This is a genomic window from Bacillota bacterium LX-D (genome assembly GCA_031628995.1).
Lineage (GTDB): Bacteria > Bacillota > DUOV01 > DUOV01 > Zhaonellaceae > JAVLUO01.
Genome location: JAVLUO010000006.1, coordinates 28,361 through 47,376 on the forward strand (window position 1 = coordinate 28,361; position 19,016 = coordinate 47,376).

At 38.1% G+C, this 19,016-nt stretch carries 15 protein-coding genes and 1 pseudogene; 9 read left to right on the forward strand and 7 right to left on the reverse strand.

What is annotated here, in order from left to right:
• The first annotated feature begins 1 nt into the window (after position 1).
• The 6 genes and pseudogenes from RDV78_06620 to glgP all read left to right on the forward strand — a co-directional run bounded on the left by RDV78_06620 (position 2) and on the right by glgP (position 9,096).
• Positions 2–1,261 carry an exonuclease SbcCD subunit D gene (locus RDV78_06620; protein MDS1030164.1) on the forward strand — a complete coding sequence of 420 codons (1,260 nt, stop codon included), beginning with the start codon at positions 2–4 and terminating at the stop codon, positions 1,259–1,261.
• Positions 1,258–4,854, forward strand: coding sequence for an SbcC/MukB-like Walker B domain-containing protein (locus tag RDV78_06625; GenBank protein ID MDS1030165.1), 3,597 nt, complete (start codon positions 1,258–1,260; stop codon positions 4,852–4,854). The genes RDV78_06620 and RDV78_06625 overlap by 4 nt, the downstream gene beginning before the upstream one ends.
• Before the next feature lie 25 nt (positions 4,855–4,879).
• Complete coding sequence (locus RDV78_06630) at positions 4,880–6,022, forward strand: class I SAM-dependent RNA methyltransferase (GenBank protein MDS1030166.1); 1,143 nt, start codon at positions 4,880–4,882, stop codon at positions 6,020–6,022.
• Between the two features lie 106 nt (positions 6,023–6,128).
• Positions 6,129–6,230: pseudogene (locus RDV78_06635) on the forward strand (choline kinase).
• A gap of 146 nt (positions 6,231–6,376) precedes the next feature.
• Entirely contained in the window at positions 6,377–7,222 is an 846-nt protein-coding gene (locus tag RDV78_06640; protein MDS1030167.1) for a DegV family protein, read from the forward strand.
• A 179-nt stretch (positions 7,223–7,401) separates the two neighbouring features.
• Positions 7,402–9,096, forward strand: a complete 1,695-nt coding sequence (gene glgP / locus RDV78_06645; protein ID MDS1030168.1) for an alpha-glucan family phosphorylase — start codon at positions 7,402–7,404, stop codon at positions 9,094–9,096.
• Between the two features lie 49 nt (positions 9,097–9,145).
• Here the strand turns inward: glgP and RDV78_06650 are convergent, their stop codons facing one another.
• The 4 genes from RDV78_06650 to RDV78_06665 form a co-directional block, all read right to left on the reverse strand.
• On the reverse strand, positions 9,146–9,301 hold the full coding sequence (locus RDV78_06650) for a hypothetical protein (GenBank protein MDS1030169.1): 156 nt from the start codon (positions 9,299–9,301) through the stop codon (positions 9,146–9,148).
• Positions 9,302–9,313: 12 nt separating this feature from the next.
• Entirely contained in the window at positions 9,314–11,296 is a 1,983-nt protein-coding gene (feoB, locus tag RDV78_06655) for a ferrous iron transport protein B (protein ID MDS1030170.1), read from the reverse strand.
• 24 nt (positions 11,297–11,320) lie between these two features.
• A complete protein-coding gene (locus RDV78_06660; GenBank protein MDS1030171.1) occupies positions 11,321–11,539 on the reverse strand; it encodes a ferrous iron transport protein A in 219 nt (72 codons plus the stop codon).
• A gap of 258 nt (positions 11,540–11,797) precedes the next feature.
• A complete protein-coding gene (locus tag RDV78_06665) occupies positions 11,798–11,938 on the reverse strand; it encodes a hypothetical protein (protein MDS1030172.1) in 141 nt (46 codons plus the stop codon).
• Positions 11,939–12,568: 630 nt separating this feature from the next.
• On the opposite strand from RDV78_06665, the gene RDV78_06670 reads away from it, so the two are divergent.
• Positions 12,569–13,768, forward strand: a complete 1,200-nt coding sequence (locus RDV78_06670; GenBank protein ID MDS1030173.1) for an MFS transporter — start codon at positions 12,569–12,571, stop codon at positions 13,766–13,768.
• A 3-nt stretch (positions 13,769–13,771) separates the two neighbouring features.
• On the opposite strand, the gene RDV78_06675 is transcribed toward RDV78_06670, so the two are convergent.
• A complete protein-coding gene (locus tag RDV78_06675; protein MDS1030174.1) occupies positions 13,772–15,151 on the reverse strand; it encodes a [Fe-Fe] hydrogenase large subunit C-terminal domain-containing protein in 1,380 nt (459 codons plus the stop codon).
• An 82-nt stretch (positions 15,152–15,233) separates the two neighbouring features.
• Here RDV78_06675 and RDV78_06680 point away from each other — a divergent pair, with 82 nt between their 5' ends.
• Both RDV78_06680 and RDV78_06685 read left to right on the forward strand, forming a co-directional pair.
• Positions 15,234–16,031: a lipid II flippase Amj family protein gene (locus RDV78_06680; protein ID MDS1030175.1), complete on the forward strand. Its 798-nt coding sequence runs from the start codon at positions 15,234–15,236 to the stop codon at positions 16,029–16,031.
• Positions 16,032–16,173: 142 nt separating this feature from the next.
• On the forward strand, positions 16,174–17,076 hold the full coding sequence (locus RDV78_06685) for a sensor domain-containing diguanylate cyclase (GenBank protein MDS1030176.1): 903 nt from the start codon (positions 16,174–16,176) through the stop codon (positions 17,074–17,076).
• 85 nt (positions 17,077–17,161) lie between these two features.
• Here the strand turns inward: RDV78_06685 and RDV78_06690 are convergent, their stop codons facing one another.
• Complete coding sequence (locus RDV78_06690; GenBank protein ID MDS1030177.1) at positions 17,162–17,677, reverse strand: ATP-binding protein; 516 nt, start codon at positions 17,675–17,677, stop codon at positions 17,162–17,164.
• Positions 17,678–17,776: 99 nt separating this feature from the next.
• On the reverse strand, positions 17,777–18,946 hold the full coding sequence (locus RDV78_06695; GenBank protein ID MDS1030178.1) for a trypsin-like peptidase domain-containing protein: 1,170 nt from the start codon (positions 18,944–18,946) through the stop codon (positions 17,777–17,779).
• Positions 18,947–19,016: the final 70 nt, after the last annotated feature.

The following is a 19,016-nucleotide window of genomic DNA, read 5'->3' on the forward strand; positions in this document are numbered from 1 at the left end:
TATGAGAATTTTACATACCTCAGACTGGCACTTAGGCTGTACTTTGGAAAATAGAAGCCGCTTACCTGAACAAGAAAAGTTTATTGCTGAATTGGTACAGATTGTTAAGGACGAAAAAATAGACCTAGTACTTATTGCCGGCGATATTTTTGACACGGCTAATCCCCCGGCAGCTGCTGAAGAATTATACTATAATGCCATAGATGCATTATCGGCTGATGGAAAAAGAGCAGTTGTTATTATTGCCGGTAATCATGATAACCCGGAAAGACTTTGCGCAGCTAGTCCTTTAGCTGGCCGCCAGGGAATTATTTTACTTGGCTTGCCCAAGGAGAAACCCTGGGAAGGAGTAAATAATGTGCAGGGGAAAGCAGTGCCTATCCAAAGTGGACAAGGCTGGGTGGAATTAGGTCTTCCAGGAGTGAAGGAAAGTGTTGTGATAGGCCTTTTGCCTTATCCTTCGGAAGCACGCTTAAATGAAGTTTTACTTGGCTCGTTGGAGGATGAGGAAATTGTACAGCAAAGTTATGCCGAAAGAGTTAGTTATTTGTTTCAGAGGTTAAATGCTCATTTTAAACCCCAGACTGTAAATATTGCAGTTAGCCATCTTTTTGTTAGAGGGGGAATTACATCAGATTCAGAACGGCCCATTCAACTGCAACTAGGAGGAGCAATGGTTGTAGAACCGGCTTCCCTGCCTTCGAAAGCTCAGTATATTGCTTTAGGCCATTTACATCGGCCCCAAAATGTGCACAATGCTCCTGTTCTGGCTCGCTATTCAGGTTCTCCTATTGCCTATAGTTTTTCCGAGTCTGGTTATGCCAAATCTGTTACTATAGTTGATGTAAAACCGGGAGAAAAAGCGGCAGTACAGGAAATATATTTATCTTCCGGTTACCCTTTAGTAAAATGGCAGGCCAAAGAAGGTTTAGCTCAAGTCTATAATTGGATCAATGGCAAAAGAGATCTTGATGCGTGGATTGATTTAGAAATACATTTAAGTAAACCTCTTAGCGCCAAAGAAATTGGAGATCTCCGCAGGATGCGGGAACGTTTTATTCATATTCGCCCTGTTTTTCCACAAACCCAAATGGAAACTATTGAAGGTAGAGCTCATCTGCCTTTAGATGAGCTGTTTTGTTCTTTCTTTCGCCGGCAAAACAGCGGCGCGGAACCCGATGAAGCATTGGTGAAGCTTTTCCTAGAACTGGTAGGCAGTGCAGATAACAACATTTCCTCAAAAGAGGAGGAATCCTTATGAAGCCTATTTATTTGAGAATATCAGGTTTAAACAGTTTTCGACAAAGCCAGGAAATACAGTTTGAACAGCTGTGTGCAGCAGGAATTTTTGGTATTTTTGGCCCTACGGGCAGTGGAAAGTCTAGTATTTTAGATGCCATTACTTTGGCGCTTTATGGGAAAGTAAGCAGAACCAATGGAACCCAAGGAATAATGAACCAAAATGAAAAAAGAATGTCGGTAGAATATTTGTTTAATTTAGGCCCCAAAAGCTATTTAGTAAGTAGAAGCTATCGCCGCAAAGATGAAAAAAGCCTAGTGGCTGCAAATTGTAGGTTAGTTGAGATAAATGGGGACCGGGAACAGGTTTTGGCAGATAAAAGCGAGGAGGTAACTAAACGCATTGAGGGTATTATTGGTTTAAAATTCGAGGATTTCACCAGGGCAGTAGTTTTGCCTCAGGGCAGGTTTGCCGAATTTCTTAATTTAAGCGGTGAAAATAGACGGAGAATGTTGGAAAGAATTTTTGCCCTTGAAGAATATGGAGAAAAATTGAATTTTAAATTAAATACTCGTGCCGCTCAAGTAGATTCGGATTTGCAGGGTGTTGTGCAGTATCAGTTAGGATTGGGAGATGCTTCCGGGAAGGCTGTGAGAACTGCTGAGCTGGAAGTGGAAAAAATCTCGGAACTAGTTGCCAAATTAAGCACGGAATATAATGCTCTTTTGCTTCGCTATGAGGAGGATAAGGCAGTTTGGAAACTCCAAGAAGATTTAAAGTCACTACTTGTAAAAGAAGAAGAATTAATTGCCCAGGGGAAGGAAATAGATTTACTTAAAGTAATAGCTATGAAAGCTAAAAAGGCTCAAGGAGTAAAGCCTTTATTAGAAGAACAAAATAAATTAACTAACAGCTTGCAAGAACTGTCTTTAAAAATAGGTGTGAAATCCAAAGAACTACACCAAGCCCAGCTAGAGAAGAAAAAAGCGGAAGAATTTTATCAAAAAAGCCAGGCAGAAAGAATAAGCTTAGAACCCCAGTTACTTGCTAGCCTGTATCAATTGGAAGAGGCTCAGCATATTGAGAAGGAATTAGCTTTACGGCAGCAAAAGCTACAGAAATTAAGAGATCATTATGGAGAATTACAAAGAAAAGGTGCAGCAATAGGGGAGGAAATACTGAAGCTTAATGAGCTTAGAGAAAAAACAGGAGCAGCTTTACAGCAGAGAAAAGACTGTTTAAAAAAAATAGAAGTAACTCCTGAAGAACGGCAGCAGGTTATAGAAGCAGCTGGGATTTGGCAGAGCTGTACAATAATTGCAGCCGAAAAGGAAAAATTAAAGCAGGAAATAAATTTAGCAACAAATGAATTAAACTCTTTAGTAAGCAAAAACAGAACTTCTCAAGAGAAATTGCACAAGGAACAAATTTTTCTAGGAAAATTGGAAACAGAATTACTGGAGCTAAGGAAAGTTACCTTGACTGAACAGGAAATTGGCAGCAGAGTGCAAATGCTAGAAAGAACAAGGGCTGTTATCTCCAATGCAGTCCGGCTTAAGGCTGAACTAAATCAGGTTAGGGATTTACAAAGCCAAGAAGAAAAAGGTCTAGTAGAACTAGGGAAGATAATCAGCCTCAAGGAGCAGCAACTGCAGCAATTAAACAAGCAAATAATGGAAAACTCACAGAAAAAAGAGCTTTGGCAGCAGTACATCAAAGAGTTAGAGTTAAAAAATTCTGCCGGCTATATTAGTGCTGTTTTAGTTTCCGGGGAACCTTGTCCTGTATGCGGTTCTAGACAGCATCCTGCACCGGCTGCAGCAGTAGCTGCCGAGGACTTAGAAAAGGCAGCCAAAGAAATAACTGCATTGGAGGAAAGTTATCAGCACTATACTCAGCGAAAAAATGAGCTGGCAGTAGAACTAGCCAGAATAGAAGAAAGTTACAGCGCTAAGCAGGAGGCTGCCAAGCTACGCCAAGAGGAAATTAAAAGTATAGAAGGGGAATTACATAATTTCCTAAGCAAGCTTCCCCAAGAGCTGGCCAAAGAACCTGAATCCCTTTGGAATCAGTGGTTGGAAAAAGAAGAAAATGCTATTAATATAGTTGCCGCTAATCTGCGCAGTAGGCAGGAAAAGGAAAAACAGAAGAATGAAGAATTTGGGCAAAAACAAAATGTTGTACAATGGTTAAAGGAAGAAGCAGCGGTTTTAGCTGCAGATCAAACAGCATTGGAACGTTCTATACTTCAAATGCAGAAGAAGTTAGATCAGTACACTAGAAATTTAGCAGCAAAGGAACAGGAATTTAAAGCAATATGGGGGGAAGTTTCAGCCCAGAAACTGCTTGCCCGCCAAAAGGAAATTAAAGAACAGGATAAGCAAGCAGCTTTGTTCAGCAAAGATCTGGAGCAGCTAGAGAAGGAAAATGAGGGCTTAAGGAAAAAAGCTGATGAGTTAAATAAAGTAAAAGTTGATTTAGAATTAAAATTAAAGGAATTAGAAACGGTAGGTCAGCAAGAAAAAGAGGAGTTTGAGGCAGGCAGTGCTAAATTAGCAAAAATTACAGATGGAAAGCCTGCAACAGAGCTGTTGCAGGCAGCGCAGCAGCAGTTAAAAAAAATTCAGCACAATGCAGAAGTCTCTCAAAAAGCTTGGGAACAGGCCAAGGAAAAATTAAATCAGACTACGAGCAGCTTAAAATCCTTAGAAACGGAAAAAAACCTGCAGGAAAAAAGTTTAGCGGAGATTAATCATCGGCTCCAACAGTCTTTGGAGCAACTTGGTTTTGCTACTGCTGAAGAGGCTTGGTTAGCAGTGGCCAAAGAGCAGGAAATTGCTCAAATGGAAGAGAAAATTGAAAACTTTCAAACAGAATATGTACTAGTTAAGAAAGAAAAAGAAAAAATAATTAAAAAATTAGGGAACCGAAAAGTTACTCCAACAGAATGGGAAAAATGGAAGGACAAGTTACAAGAGGCTGAAAAAGCTCATGCTCAGTGTTTGCAGCAGTTGGGGGCAGCTCAAAATAAACTCTCTGATCTTTTAGCTAAGAGGGGAGAATGGGAACAATTAGAGGAAAAACGGGAAAAGTATTGTCGAGAACTAGAACTACTTAATACGTTGAAAAAAACCTTTCGGGGAAGAGCCTTTGTGGACTATTTGGCTGAAGAGCAGCTGCGCAGCGTTGCTTTAGATGCTTCCCAGCGCTTGGCCCAGCTAACTAATGGCCGCTATGCACTGGAGATATCCTCTGACGGCAGCTTCATTATCCGTGACGATGCCAATGGAGGACTACGTAGAACGGTTAACACTTTATCAGGAGGAGAAACTTTTTTAACCTCACTTGCTTTAGCTTTGGCCTTATCCTCGCAAATCCAATTATTAGGCCAATACCCTTTGGAATTTTTCTTTCTTGATGAAGGCTTTGGTTCTTTAGACCCTTATTTACTGGAAATGGTAATCAATACTTTAGAAAGGCTGCAAACGGAAAATATTTCCATCGGTGTAATTAGTCATGTTCCCGAATTAAGAGACCGTATACCTAGAAAGTTATTAGTTTTACCAGCTGAACCGGGAGGGGCAGGCAGCCGGGTTAGGTTGGAATTAGCGTAAATGATATGAAGGGAGTTTAAAATAGTTGGCAAACATCGAACTAATTGCTACGGCAACTTTTGGACTAGAGGCAGTCGTAGCCCGAGAATTAAAGAATTTAGGCTATGAAGATCAAAAAATAGATAATGCTAGAGTTATTTTTAGCGGAGATGAAAGTGCTATTTGCCGGACTAACTTGTGGCTGCGTTCTGCAGATCGAGTTTTAATTAAAATGGGCGAATTTCAGGCACTGAGTTTTGCAGAGCTTTTTGAGCAAACAAAAGCTCTCCCCTGGGCAGACTGGCTGCCGGAGGATGCCTGCTTTCCTGTAGAGGGCAAATCCATTAAGTCTAAACTCCACAGTGTTCCTAACTGTCAAGCAATAGTTAAAAAAGCTATCGTGGAAAAAATGAAGGAAAGTTACGGGAAAAGTTGGTTTGAAGAAACTGGACCTCGTTATCTAATTGAAGTGGCTTTGCTTAAAGATATGGTTACTTTAACTATAGATACAAGTGGGGCAGGGCTCCATAAAAGGGGCTACCGCAAGTTAGCTAGCGGCGCTCCTTTAAAAGAAACTCTGGCAGCAGCAATGATCCAGCTTAGCTACTGGAATCCTGAAAGGATTTTAATCGATCCCTGCTGCGGTTCTGGAACCATTCCAATAGAAGCTGCTTTAATTGGTTTAAATATGGCGCCGGGTTTAAATAGAGAATTTGTCTCTGAAAAGTGGCCTAATATTTCCAAAGGCCTTTGGCAGGAAGCCCGCCAAGAAGCAAATGACCTAATCAAAAGAGAACAAAAGCTTTCTATTTTAGGTTCAGATATAGATGGACAAGTCTTAAGTTTGGCTCGCTATCATATTGCCCAAGCAGGTGTGGAAGGACAGGTAGCCGTACAAAAACTGCCTTTAGCTGAACTTCGTTCTCGAAAAAAATATGGCTGCATCATCACCAATCCTCCTTATGGACAGCGTTTGGGAGAACTAAAAGAGGCAGAAGCATTATACAAAGAAATGGGCAAGGTCTTTCAATCTTTAGATACCTGGTCCATTTATGTACTTACTTCCCACCATAATTTTGAAAGCCTATACGGACGGAAAGCTGATCGAAAGCGGAAGCTGTACAATGGTCGCATTGAATGCAACTATTATCAGTATTATGGCCCTAGACCACCTAAGCAAGAAGATTAAGTAACTTAACCCTTAGGCAATAAAATAATGGATGAATGATATTTAATTAAAAATAACTCATAAATTAGTCGGCGAAATAGTCTAGTTTACAAAGCTAATCCACCTAAAACTTGCTCCTTGTCATAATGACCCTCTATGCGAAAACTGGTTAGATGATGAAAAGAATTTCTGGTTAATTGACTGGGAATACGGCGGCATGAATCTTCCTTAGGACATCTGAGTTATTTAAAGATGGCAGCTTGGATCATCCACAATTTTTCAACTAAATATGCCAAAAAGAACTAAATGTTGTTAAAAAATTAAAAGTTGCGTATATTAATAACAGATAAGTTATAAAAGAGTGGAGGATCTAAATTGAAGATTGCCATAGTCACTGATAGTACTTGTGACTTAGAACAAGAATACTTAGCACAACATGATATCTATGTATTGCCTTTAAAAGTTGTTTTTAAAGACAGGCAATACCATGATCGGGTGGATCTCCAACCAAAAGAGTTTTATGCACGTTTGGCTCACGAAATACCAAGTACATCTATGCCGGGACCAGGTGAAGTAGCGGAGCTTTTTAGTCTGCTGGAGTCTAAAGGCTATGACCATGTTTTGGCTGTACATATATCTAGCGGATTGAGCGGTACCTTTAATGTAGTGAAAATGGTAGCTCAGCAATTTCCAAACCTTAAGGTAGAAGTAATTGATTCCAAGGCATTATCCTTAGGATTGGGTTTTCTAGTTATGAAAGCAGTTCAGTTGCGAGATTTAGGGGAAAAATTCAGCGACTTAGTTAAACAAACCAAAGAAACTCAGAAGAAAACAAAAATTTTTTTTATTGTTAAAACACTAGAATACCTAAAAAAAGGCGGCAGAATTGGATTGATTCAAAGTTCATTAGGTGAACTGCTGGATATTAAGCCGATTATCTCAGTAAACGAAGAAGGAAAATATTATACTTTTGCTAAAGTTAGAGGTAGAAAGAAATCTATTGAGAAACTTAAGGAATTGGTTTTAGAGCTTATTCAAGGACGGAAGGTTAATTTAGCTGTGGCCCATAGTGATGCTGAAGAAGAAGGCAGAAGGGTTTTACAGGATTTAGTACAAGCTGCAGGAGATAGTATTCAAAAATATTTTTTGTGTGAACTTGGCCCTGGAATGGTAGTACACTGCGGACCGGGGCTTTTGGGGATAATATTTAATTTCGTTTAAACCTTAATTTTTCTATATTTATTTGATGCTTGTAAAGGTAGGGTTCATAGTGAAAGCTATTGGTCCTATCTTTTTTATTTAGCTCTGTTGTTAATTTGTTGTACTTTTTGTTATAAAAATTCCCTATTGCGGGAAAATAATTATGATTTTACTGCAAATTTCAATGGAAATGAGGTTCGATGATGAGTTCTGAAAAATTACCTCAAGTCGCCTATTTTTGTATGGAATATGGCTTAGATAAAGAATTACCCATCTATGCTGGCGGGCTGGGAATTTTAGCCGGCGATTATCTCAAATCAGCTAAGGATTTAGATTATCCTGTTGTGGGTATTGGAATTCTTTGGAAGCAAGATTATACAACTCAGCTAATCGGTGAAGACGGCCGCCCTTATGATCAATATCCTACTTACGATTATAGCTTTGTCAAAGATACGGGCAAAACAATTACTGTTCGAGTTCGTGGTGAAGAGGTCACCTGTAAAATTAAAGTGGTAGACCAGTACGAAAATGCTCCTCTTTATCTTTTAGATACAAATTTTCCAGGAAGCCCTCACGGCTGGATGACTTGTCGTCTCTATGGGGGAGGTGCCCAGGACCGAATTGCCAATGAAATTATTTTGGGAATTGGAGGAGTTAGAGCCCTAAGAGCTTTAGGCATTTCCCCAGCTGTTTATCACTTTAACGAAGGACATGCTGTTTTTGCAGGACTAGAATTAATTCGTGAAAAAATGAAATTGGGTATGGACTTTGAAAAAGCTTGGCAGGAAATTCGCAAGCAAATTGTATTTACGACCCACACTCCTGTAGAAGCTGGAAACGAAATGCACGATCATGGTTTATTACAGCATATGGAAGCATATAACGGGCTGAATTATGAACAAATGAATAGGCTAGGGGGAAATCCTTTTAATATGACTGTGGCTGCTTTAAGGCTTTCCAGCCAATCCAATGCTGTTTCCAAGATTCATGCTCATACAGCCCAAGAGATGTGGAAAAATATTGAGGACAAAGCTCCAATTGTAGCAATTACCAATGCAGTTCATGCTAAAACTTGGCAAAACCCTGAAATTAAAGCAGCTTATGATGCAGGTAATGGACTTTGGGATGTTCATAAAAAAGCCAAGGAAAAGTTAATCCAATATATTCAAGATAAAAACCAAGAAACTTTAAAGGCAGATGCCCTCATCATTGGTTTTGCCCGGAGAGCTGCAGCTTATAAACGTTCGGAATTAATCTTTCGGGACTTTGAAAAAATTAAGCCGCTGCTTAACGAAGGGAAAATTCAATTAGTTTTTTCCGGTAAAGCACACCCCAATGACCAACACGGTAAGGATATTATAGCTCGGATTGTCAATATGGATAAAACTTTTGGAAATAGTGTAGTTTTTTTGGAAAACTACGATATGGATATTGCTAAAATCCTTGTTCAGGGCTGCGATGTTTGGCTAAATAACCCGAAACGCCCTTTAGAAGCTAGTGGAACATCTGGAATGAAAGCTGCATTAAACGGTGTTTTAAATATTAGCGTTGTCGATGGTTGGGTTGCAGAAGGGGTGAAGCATAAGGAAAGCGGTTGGCTCCTAGACTACGTTTGCCAGCGGGAAGAATGTTGGAAACAAGATGAATTTGATGCTCAAGCACTTTACTATGTGCTGCAGAATGAGGTATTGCCTACTTATTATAATGATCAGAGTAGATGGGAAAAAATGATGAAAGCTAGTATTGAAATGGCAGAAAGTTATTTTACGGCCGAACGAATGGTTAAGGAATATTATGAAAAAATGTATATGCAGGCTGCCCAAGCAAAACAACCTGCTTGGATGTTGGGAAATGAGTTTTACAAACATGAAACCCAAAATCAACTAAATCCTTAGGTCTAAATAAAAAACTGAGGCGGAGAAAATACTCCCCTCAGTTTACATATTACCTTAATTTGCATTTGTGGCAGCTGCCCTGACAGCTGGAACCTACTTTTGTACCACAGCGAGGACAGCGTAGAGTTAAAATTTCAGTAATAATATAACCGCACTGGGGACAATTACGAGCAGTACATGAAGCTTGTGCTTTTTTTTCAGCCATGATTGCTACCTCCTAATTTTCAATGGTGATGAAAGGAGAAGCTTGTTTTTTAAAATACTTCAGCACTAAAATTAGAACTAAAGCAATTGTCCAAACTGCAGCTGCAATGGCTAATATTTGCCAAGGTGTTGTAGTTCCAATTAGATGTGCCAATTGAGCAACAATTCCTCCAACTGTAAAAGCAATTACCCAAGTCCCTAACCACATCAGCAAAGCTTCTTTTTTAGATCTTTCTTTAAATATAACCAAAATGGAAGCAATACAGGGTACAAACAGTGTAATAGTGATTAAAGCTACAATTACTTGGAGTGATGTTAACTGCATATTAGCTAAACCTGCTGCACCAAAATCCCGCCGTACAATTCCCATAATAAAAGCGTTGGCAGATTCCTTGGGCAAATGGAGCCAATTCATGGTCAAAGGTGAAAGCAAGTTCTGTAAAGATGCTAGTACGCCTGTTAGCTGTAAAACACTAATTAATAAGGCTCCTAAGGCGAATAAAGGAAAAGCTTCTAGTAAAAATTGATAAGATTTGGTCCAAGTTTTTGTTAAGACATTTTTCAAAGAAGGTAATCTTAAGGGAGGCAAATCAATTAATAAGTCGGAAGTATTGCCCGGCAGCAGTATATGTAAAATAGTTCCCGTTGCTACTAAGACTGTCAAAATTACTGAGATGTATAAGATTATAAACTGAGGTGCAATTTTAGCTAGCATTCCAGCAATAACACCTAACTGAGCAGAACAAGGAATAGTGAGACCTAGTAAAAATACGGCAATACGTTTCTCTCTTTCTGATCCCAATAGCCTGGTAGTAATTGTAGCAACTGTTACACAGCCAAATCCGAGAATTAAAGGAATGATTGCTCTGCCATTTAAACCAATTCCCGTTAGGGCTCTATCTGATAACGCAGCTATCCTGGGAAGATAACCAGAGTCTTCAAATAAAGAGAGAAAGAAATAAAAGCCAACTACTAAAGGCATTAAAAGCCCTAAAACATAAGTTACGGTCATAGTTAGCAGCCCAAATTCACCAGCCAGGATGGTGCCTAAAACTGAATTAAGATTAATTATTTGGCTAACAAGGTGCCGCGCAAATGGTTCGTAAATGCCAACCATAACTGTTTCCTCTGTGAAGCCAACGACCGTACCGGCAACAAAGACTCCAATTGTTTTGTACATTATATACAAAGCTAGCAGGAATAAGGGAATGCCGGTGCAAGGCCGAATCATTAAGCGGTTAATAAAAAGACTTAAGGCAGAATTTTGCTTGGTATCCTGTACAATTTGATTTATAATGCTGTCAACTTTTTGGCGTCGGTGTAAATATATTTCTTCTTGTTCCGTACCCGGCTGCATATTATATTTTTTAGCAATATTTTTATCGCCCTCTAAAATAAGGAGTGCTTCACCTTTATTTTTTACTTGATCTGATAATGTCAGGATTTTTTCAGCTATTTTTTTATCAACATGGCCAGGCAGCGCTTCATAAATTGCACTTTTTAACTGATCTAAATTTTGTTTTTTAATGGCTACAGTAGGAATAATTCTTACTCCAAGCAATTGACTTAATTTTTCATAATCGATTTTTAGTCCATTTTGCTCCGCTTCGTCCACCATATTTAAAACAACAACAGTTGGAACTCCTGTATCAATAATTTGTAGTGTTAAAAATAAATCCCGCTCTAGATACATGGCGTTTACTACATTAACAACTACATCTGCTGATAAAATTACATCCCTGGCTACTCTTTCCTCGTCATTAAAAGATGAAATGCCATAAACACCAGGAGTATCAATAACTAAGTTTCCTTCATAGTGGCCATGAGATATTTCCAAAGTTGTTCCGGGGTAATTGGAAACATCTACATACATTCCCGTCAAATAGTTAAAAATGACTGATTTACCTACATTAGGGTTACCGGCCAAAACGATCCTTCGGGCACCTGGTGGCATTTCAATTCGAGTTTCTTTTGAATTATGACAACAATTTGCCATATTAAGTACCTCCAATCAATGAAATTAATCTAATTCTACTTTAATTTTTGCGGCTAAATGCCTGCCGATGGCTAACTGCTGTCTATTCTTTCTTATAATGATAGGCCCCGCCGGAATAACTTCATCGCATAAAAGTGATTCCCCTTCGCTAATACCGAAACGAATAGTTTGCATTTTAATACTTTCGTTAGGAATGTGGATAATTTTAAAACGCTGTCCATATTTAACTTTATCTAAAGTCATAATCACCCCTCCTGGTAAATGAGAAACGTTCTCGATTACAATTAGTTATTTACAAAAAAAATGTCTAAAATCAGGAAAAATATCCTATTTCAACTTTTTGCTAACTGATAATTATTATCATCTACATCTACAATGCTAAGTATAAACTTTCGCCAAGATGATGTCAATTGTACTTTCGGTCAAATCCTTGTAAATTACTAGGAATTAATCCGAAAAAATTAGAACTAAAAAAAAGCCCTAAACAGGCTTTATTGAATTTTACTTTTCTTTATTATTTTTGATAGTTTTATTTAAGATTTTAATATGTTTGTGAGCTTGAAGTACAAAACGCAGGATAACTAAGAAACCAACCCCCGTAATTAGAACAATGGCTAAAGTACGTAACTGAGTTAGATCCATACTACACCTCCAAATAAATTCAATAATTATATTGCCGGCAACAAACAGATTATATATATAGTAAAAATAATAACACAACTGGCTGTTTATAAGCAATTCAAAGTAGCCCATAAGGGAATTTTGGCTTATTATTTGCCAAGAAGAAAATTCTAATACTGTAGTTAATACTATTTTACCAATTTTAAAATTTTTGCTTCATTGTTTTAAAGTTATAATTACACCTGTGGCTGTTATCATTAATAGCTGAATCAAGCATGGTCTGGGCAAAATAAATAGGCGGAAACCCGCCTATTTTTAGTGCTTAATGGTTATTGCAGCATACCATTAAAATTAAAATAATGAAAACTAACCAGTTGGTAAAATCGTTTTCCATTTTGGAAACGTTTTTGGAAACGCTAGTAACGCTGTTTTCCCCCATGAAAATTCCTCCTTTAAATTTTTATATTGAGGTTCATCTGGTATATATTATGGTGGGGGAAATAATTTTGTTAAGCTAAAGTCTGTTCATTTATGGATGTAGAGAGAAGTTAAATGTGCTTGCAAAAGAATAGACGAATAAGATGAATTGTACTAAAATTAAAGCTTAATAGAAAACATATGGTGGAATTTTGCAGTGGGAGGATTAACTAGATGAATAACCATACTGTAGCATTAAACAAAACAAATTCTAGTGGTTTTAATTTTCGCATCTTATTACTTCTATCTTTAGGCCATTTAGCCACAGATCTTAACCAAGGTGCCCTGCCGGTGATTTTACCTTATTTAAAAGGTGCTTATGATCTTTCTTATGCGGTAGCAGGTCTGATCCCTTTGGTAGCTAATATTAGTTCCTCCTTTATTCAGCCTTTTTTTGGCTTAATAAGCGACAGATTTAATTGTAATTGGCTTTTGCCAATAGGCTGTTTGGCAGCAGCTATAGGAACTGCGCTTTTAGGATTTGCCAATCATTACGTTATAATTCTGCTGCTAATTTTATTTAGCGGTTTAGGTGTTGCAGCTTATCATCCGGAAGGGGCTAAAGTAGCCCTATATGCAGCAGGAGGGCGTAAGGCCTCAGCTGTTTCCGTTTTCTCAGTTGGAGGAAACTTTGGTTATGCTTTTGGTTCTATTATTATGGCGGCCCTGCTAGTTCAAGGAGGCCTTACTAATAGTATTTATTTACTTGTTCCAGCCATAATTGTTTCTTTCTTTCTGTGGGTTAAAATGAAGGATTTTCCTTGCCAACAGCCGCTAAAAACCCAAGTTCAAAGATTAAATCTGGGTTTAAATAAAAATAATATTGGACCTCTTTTAACTGTAATAGGTATTATTATCATCCGTTCTTGGGTTCAATCAGGTTTAGCCTATTACATCCCTTTTTATTACATTAATTATTTAAAAACAGGGCAAGTTCGCGCCAGTTACATTTTATTTGTTTTTTTGCTGGCGGGTGCTTCCGGTACCTTAACGGGAGGACCTTTAACCGATCGGTTTGGCCGTAAAAAGGTGATTCTATCATCTATGCTTTTATTGCCGCCATTACTTTTAACATTTATTTACGGTCATTTTGTCATTTCCTTAATTGCTTTATTTGTAGCTGGGGGTGTGATAGTTTCTACTTTTTCCACTACAATCGTTCTGGGTCAAGAGTTACTGCCCCAAAATATAGGTATGGCCTCCGGGTTAATGACTGGATTTGCCGTGGGAACAGGAGGGCTAGGAGTTACTCTTCTAGGTGTATTGGCAGATGCTACAAGTGAACATGTAGCTATGGTAACAATAGCGCTACTGCCCTTAGTTGGAGTTCTTCTGACCTTGCTTTTACCTCCGGAGGGCAAAAAAAATAATTAGTCATTACCTCAACTGCTTACGGTGCAGTATGCCCCAATCGGCTAAAGTATCGGGAGTAAATTTTTGGTTTATACTTGCTAATAGTTCTGCTATTTTTTGGTTTTCTAAAGGATTTTGGGCTTCGGCTTTATCGCCATATTCTCCCACTAGTTCTGCTGCTTTTTTAGTGTCGATAATTCTGCCTGGTCCTCCTACACACCCTCCGAGGCAAGCCATTCCTTCAATAAAGCTGCCAATATATTCATTAGTGCTAATTTTAATTAAACCATCTTGACATGCTTTAATTCCGTCTAGGGAAACAGATTCAAAAGTGCCCTTATGTTCTGGCTCCAGCCTTTGTAAAGTTCGACGCATAGAAGCGGCCACCCCTCCGGTACGGGCGTAGACTCTTCCGCCCCAGGAAGATTGGGGATTTTCTTGGGCTGGAAAATCAGCGGGATTAATTCCTACTGCATCAAAGATTGTTTTGAGCTCCTTAAAAGTAAGCACATAATCGATGGCACCTTTTAAATCATGGTCGGCAGCTTCAGCTTTTTTAGCAATACAAGGACCGATAAATACAACCTTTATATTTTGGTGAATCTTCTTCAGTACTCTCCCACCGGCAATCATGGGAGAAACTGAAGGAGCTACGTGTTTAAGTAAGTTAGGAAAACGGTTTTCAATCAGCTTAATCCAAGCAGGGCAGCAGCAACTGGTAATTAAATAGTCACGCTCTTTTTGCACGGAGTGAATATATTCAAAGGCTTCTTTAATTGTTAAAATGTCAGCAAAAAGAGCTACTTCTACTACTTGAAAAAAGCCAAGGTATTTTAAAGCTGAACGAAGTTGTCCAATAGAAACTTTAGGGCCAAATTGCCCTACAAAAGCAGGGGCAACTATGGCAAAGACAGGCTGTTCTTTTTGTTTTAAAGCACCAATTAAAGGGACAAACTGCCCTTTTTGGACAATAGCATTTAATTTACAAGAAGGAATACATGAACCGCAAGCTAAACATTGATCGTCTTCTTTATTATTAGTACTGCACAAAATAGGTCCTTGATTACACCCTTTGTCGCAGCTTTTATCATGACAATACTGGCAGGCTCCAGGAATAGTTTCAATAATTTTAGTAGTGCTTTCCCAGTCGTTTAAAGATTTTGCAGCTGCTTCCTGTAAATTTCCTTCTTGATGCTGAGCTGAAAGCCCTAATCCTAACCTAATATATCCATCAATCAAATTCTCTTCCAAAGGTGAGTTTTCCGTGGCTAGTTTATGGGGCAATGATTCAATGTTATCTTCTAGAGTACCTGCCCAGGCCATTTGGGCAATTTCAAACAACACTTTTTGCTGTAATTCTCTGTAGTGTTCCATGGATTGCATAATTTTCACTCTCTTTTTCAACTTAATCTCTTAATCCTTGTATATTTTTGCCCATTGTATTGTAAAAAATAAGTGGTGGGTAATACTTTAAAGGGTGAAAATAATGCGACTTGGGATAATTATTATATTAGTTATAATCATTAACATGTTGGACACTTTAGCCTATGGGGCAAGAATTGCCGGAGTAAAAACTAAAAGCCCTACAATGGCTGCATCTTTATTTAATCTATTAGCTCTTGTTTCAAGAATCGCTAATTTGATTCAACTTCCTTTATTAGCAGTTTTAGTTGATAGGGCAATAGCCGCCAATGCTCAAGATGCCCTCCTGCCGGTTTTTCGGGTAGTTATTTTAGCTAATAGTGTAGGAACCCTGCTGGGAATTTTTTTGATTCCCACTTTTGTCAATGTCATTATGCAAGGCATTTATGCTTTAGAAAAATTTGGCTCTGTGCCTAGTGCATTTGTAGGGGGTTTGAAGGGTGGTGTCTTTCGAAAGGCCATGCATTCTTTCCGGTTGCCAGCCAAAAGACATTTACATCTATTGAATATTAATGGTTTGCCAAAATACTTTCTAGTGGCTAACTTGCTGTTAACTGCTATTTATTCAGTAGGAATTTTAGCGGCTATTTATGCCGGCTGCTTAGTACCCGAATATAGGTTAACAGCCAGTAATTTATCTGGCATTATTAATGGACTGGCTACAATTTTTTTAGTTATTTTTGTTGATCCTGTAACTGCTTTACTGCAAGATCAGATTATTCAAGGCAAAAGGGAAGAGACGGATTTGAAAAGAGCAGTTTCCTTGCTGCTGGGCGGAAGGTTTTTGGGTTCTTTATTGGCTCAATTCTTATTTCTGCCGGCAGCCCATGTAGTGGTGCTAATTACTTATTTTATTAGTTGATTTATTTTACATTTTTTTTAGGACACAGCTAAAAAAAAGTAGTAGATTATTAACTAAAAGAATTAAAATAAGATTTTGAATATTATAAATAAGATAAGGGATTCAAAATGAATTGTTACTACTATTTGAGAGAAGGAAGGCTATGGTCACAAAAAAAATCGCCTCAAAGGAGCTGCGCGATAGTCTGATCATTGCTAATACGCTAGATTATATTTTAACAATAGATCCTAAGGGTAATATCGATTCTATAAACCCTGCAGCGTTAAAATTTTTTGGATATGATGAAGTGAATATTATCAAAAAGAACATCAATTTAATTATTCCGGAAATCCGCTCCTGGGATTTGTTTATAAAATGCTGCTTGCAAAGCTCCGATGGAAATAATGTTTTTGAATTGGTTGGGAAAAACCGTGAAGGTAATGCTGTGCCTTTAGAAGTTTCTTTTAGTAAAATGCGGTTAGGGAATAACAACTTTTATATTGCAATTATGCGAGATATTACGCATAAGAAGATGTATGAAGAAAAATTGAGGTTTTTTGCCCACCATGATCCTTTAACTGGCTTGCCCAACAGACTATATTTTAATGAAAATGTCTGTCAGGAGTTGTATCAGCTTGGCCGCTGCAAGAAAACCATGGCTGTAATGTTTTTAGATTTGGATAATTTCAAAAATATCAATGACACCATGGGACATGACGTAGGTGATTCACTGCTTAAAGAAATTGCCGGCAGGTTGAAAAATGTTTTACGCCGTAAAGATATTATTGCCCGCTATGGGGGAGATGAATTTGTTATCTTTTTACCGGATATTTATAATCAGGCTGCTGCTGCCAGAGTTGCACGGAAAATCATTCGTACTGTTTCGCAAAATTATAAACTTAAAAACAGTAAAATTTATATAACTGTTAGTATTGGCATTAGTATTTACCCTCTTGACGGGGAAAATTTAGAAACCCTTCTTAAGAATGCTGATTTAGCATTATATCGAGCTAAAAAAATGGGTAAAAATAATTTTCAGTTTTACAAAGCAACAAAGCAATTTTGATTATATTTCGGAAAATTGGATGGAAAGTTGTGGAAAAAAGATAAACGGACGGGCTTATGAGTAAAGTGCCCGTCCGTCTTTTGAATTACTTTAGGGTATAGTAGTGCTCGGCTTCTGTATAAATGATTTCAGCTTTATTGGCGCAGTCAGGCAAATCCCCTTGCAATGTATCTCCATTACGGTTGGCTACACAAATAATGTTAATAGAAAGATCTTGTTCCGGAGTTGATTCTAAAAGATTTGTGAGTGCATCGAAAAGGTCTTCCGCATTAAGTTTAATAGAATTAAAGTTATCCACAAAAATGTGCGAATAATGGTTAGAAGCTATGAGCTTTTTGATTTCTTCTAAGTCGGAAGCAGTTTCAAGGGTTGTTCTGTGTGTGCCCTCTAAAGGATAGGAGGAATTGTATAACAAGCGCGTTAAGTAAGAAGAAGGGTCATCCGTTAAGTAAAGTACCTGTTTGTTTTGGTTTTGGGCTATAGATTCTGCTAAATACTGGCCAAGCTTGCTTTTGCCGCTGCCATTGCTGCCGGTGATGAAACGGGTTCCTGCTTTTAAAGATAATTTTAACACATCTTCTAAAGCAATTTCTTTTAACATGCACCAAAGCCCCCTTTAATTTTGTGATACCCTTTTTTATTTATAACTTTACCATACTTTTACCTATATTTACAAGTGATGGATGAAACTGCTGGCTTCTTACGTAGTTTTTTCCGTTATGTTTAGGGTAACATAAGAAGTTTTTTTGTTCCTCCAAATTAGAGCTGAAACCTTTTCACCAATTTTAACTTTGGCTACTGCTTCCTGTAAATCGTTAGGGCTAGTTACTTTCTTTTTATTAAACTCCAAAATAACGTCTCCTCTTTGCAAACCGGCTTTGGCTGCAGGGCTATTAGTAATAACTGAGGTAACAATAGCACCGTTTTGGGTAGGTAAGCCAAAATAATCAGCCAGTTCTTTAGTTACGGGCTGCATGTATACACCAATCCAAGGGCGGCTGATTTTACCTTTACTCATTAATTCCTGAAGTACATCTGTTACTGTAGAGCTTGGAATTGCAAAACCTATTCCTTGAGCAGAAGCATTAACGGCTGTATTAATTCCGATAACTTCACCTTGGAGATTTATGAGGGGTCCGCCGCTGTTCCCGGGGTTAATAGATGCGTCTGTTTGCAGCAAGTTTTTATATTGCCGATTTTCTACTTCCACTGGGCGTTCTTTGGCACTGATGACTCCTACTGTCACCGTATGATCTAGGCCTAAGGGGTTGCCAATAGCAACTACCCAATCACCTGACTTAACTTGATTTGAATCTCCTAATTTTAAAGTGGGTAAATCTTTTTTGCTTTCAATTTTTAAAATAGCCAAGTCCAAATCATAATCTTTACCAACAACCTTAGCGGAGAAACTGTTATCATAACCGGAGACTAGAACCTGAATATCTGTAGCACCGTCAATAACATGCTCATTAGTTAGAATGTAGCCATCTTTGCTGATGATGAAACCTGAGCCAAGGCCTTGGGTAACCCTCGGTTGATTTTCCAACCCCATATTCCCGAAAAATTGTTGAAAAAATGGATCATTAAAGTAAGGATCGTTTGAACTGCTGGTTTGGGAAGTTGTTTCAATTTTGACAACTGCCGGGCCAGCTTTGTCTACAATATTAGAAATTGTGTTAGGCCCTAAGCCTGGGAGTGTAAAGGACGCTTTATCAGCCTGAACAGATGTTTGCCGGTTTTGTTCTACGGATAGGCTGTTTTCTTGCTTTTGGTTATAAAGAGTAACGGCACCTAAAGAAAACAACACTGCCAAAGCAATTGTGGTAATAGTGTATAAAAAAACATTTCTTTTAGAATTAAAAAAGTTCATCTTTCCACCTCATTTCTTAAATTTAATTTGGACTTGCAAATACAGTATAAAAGGGAAACCTGAAAAAAAA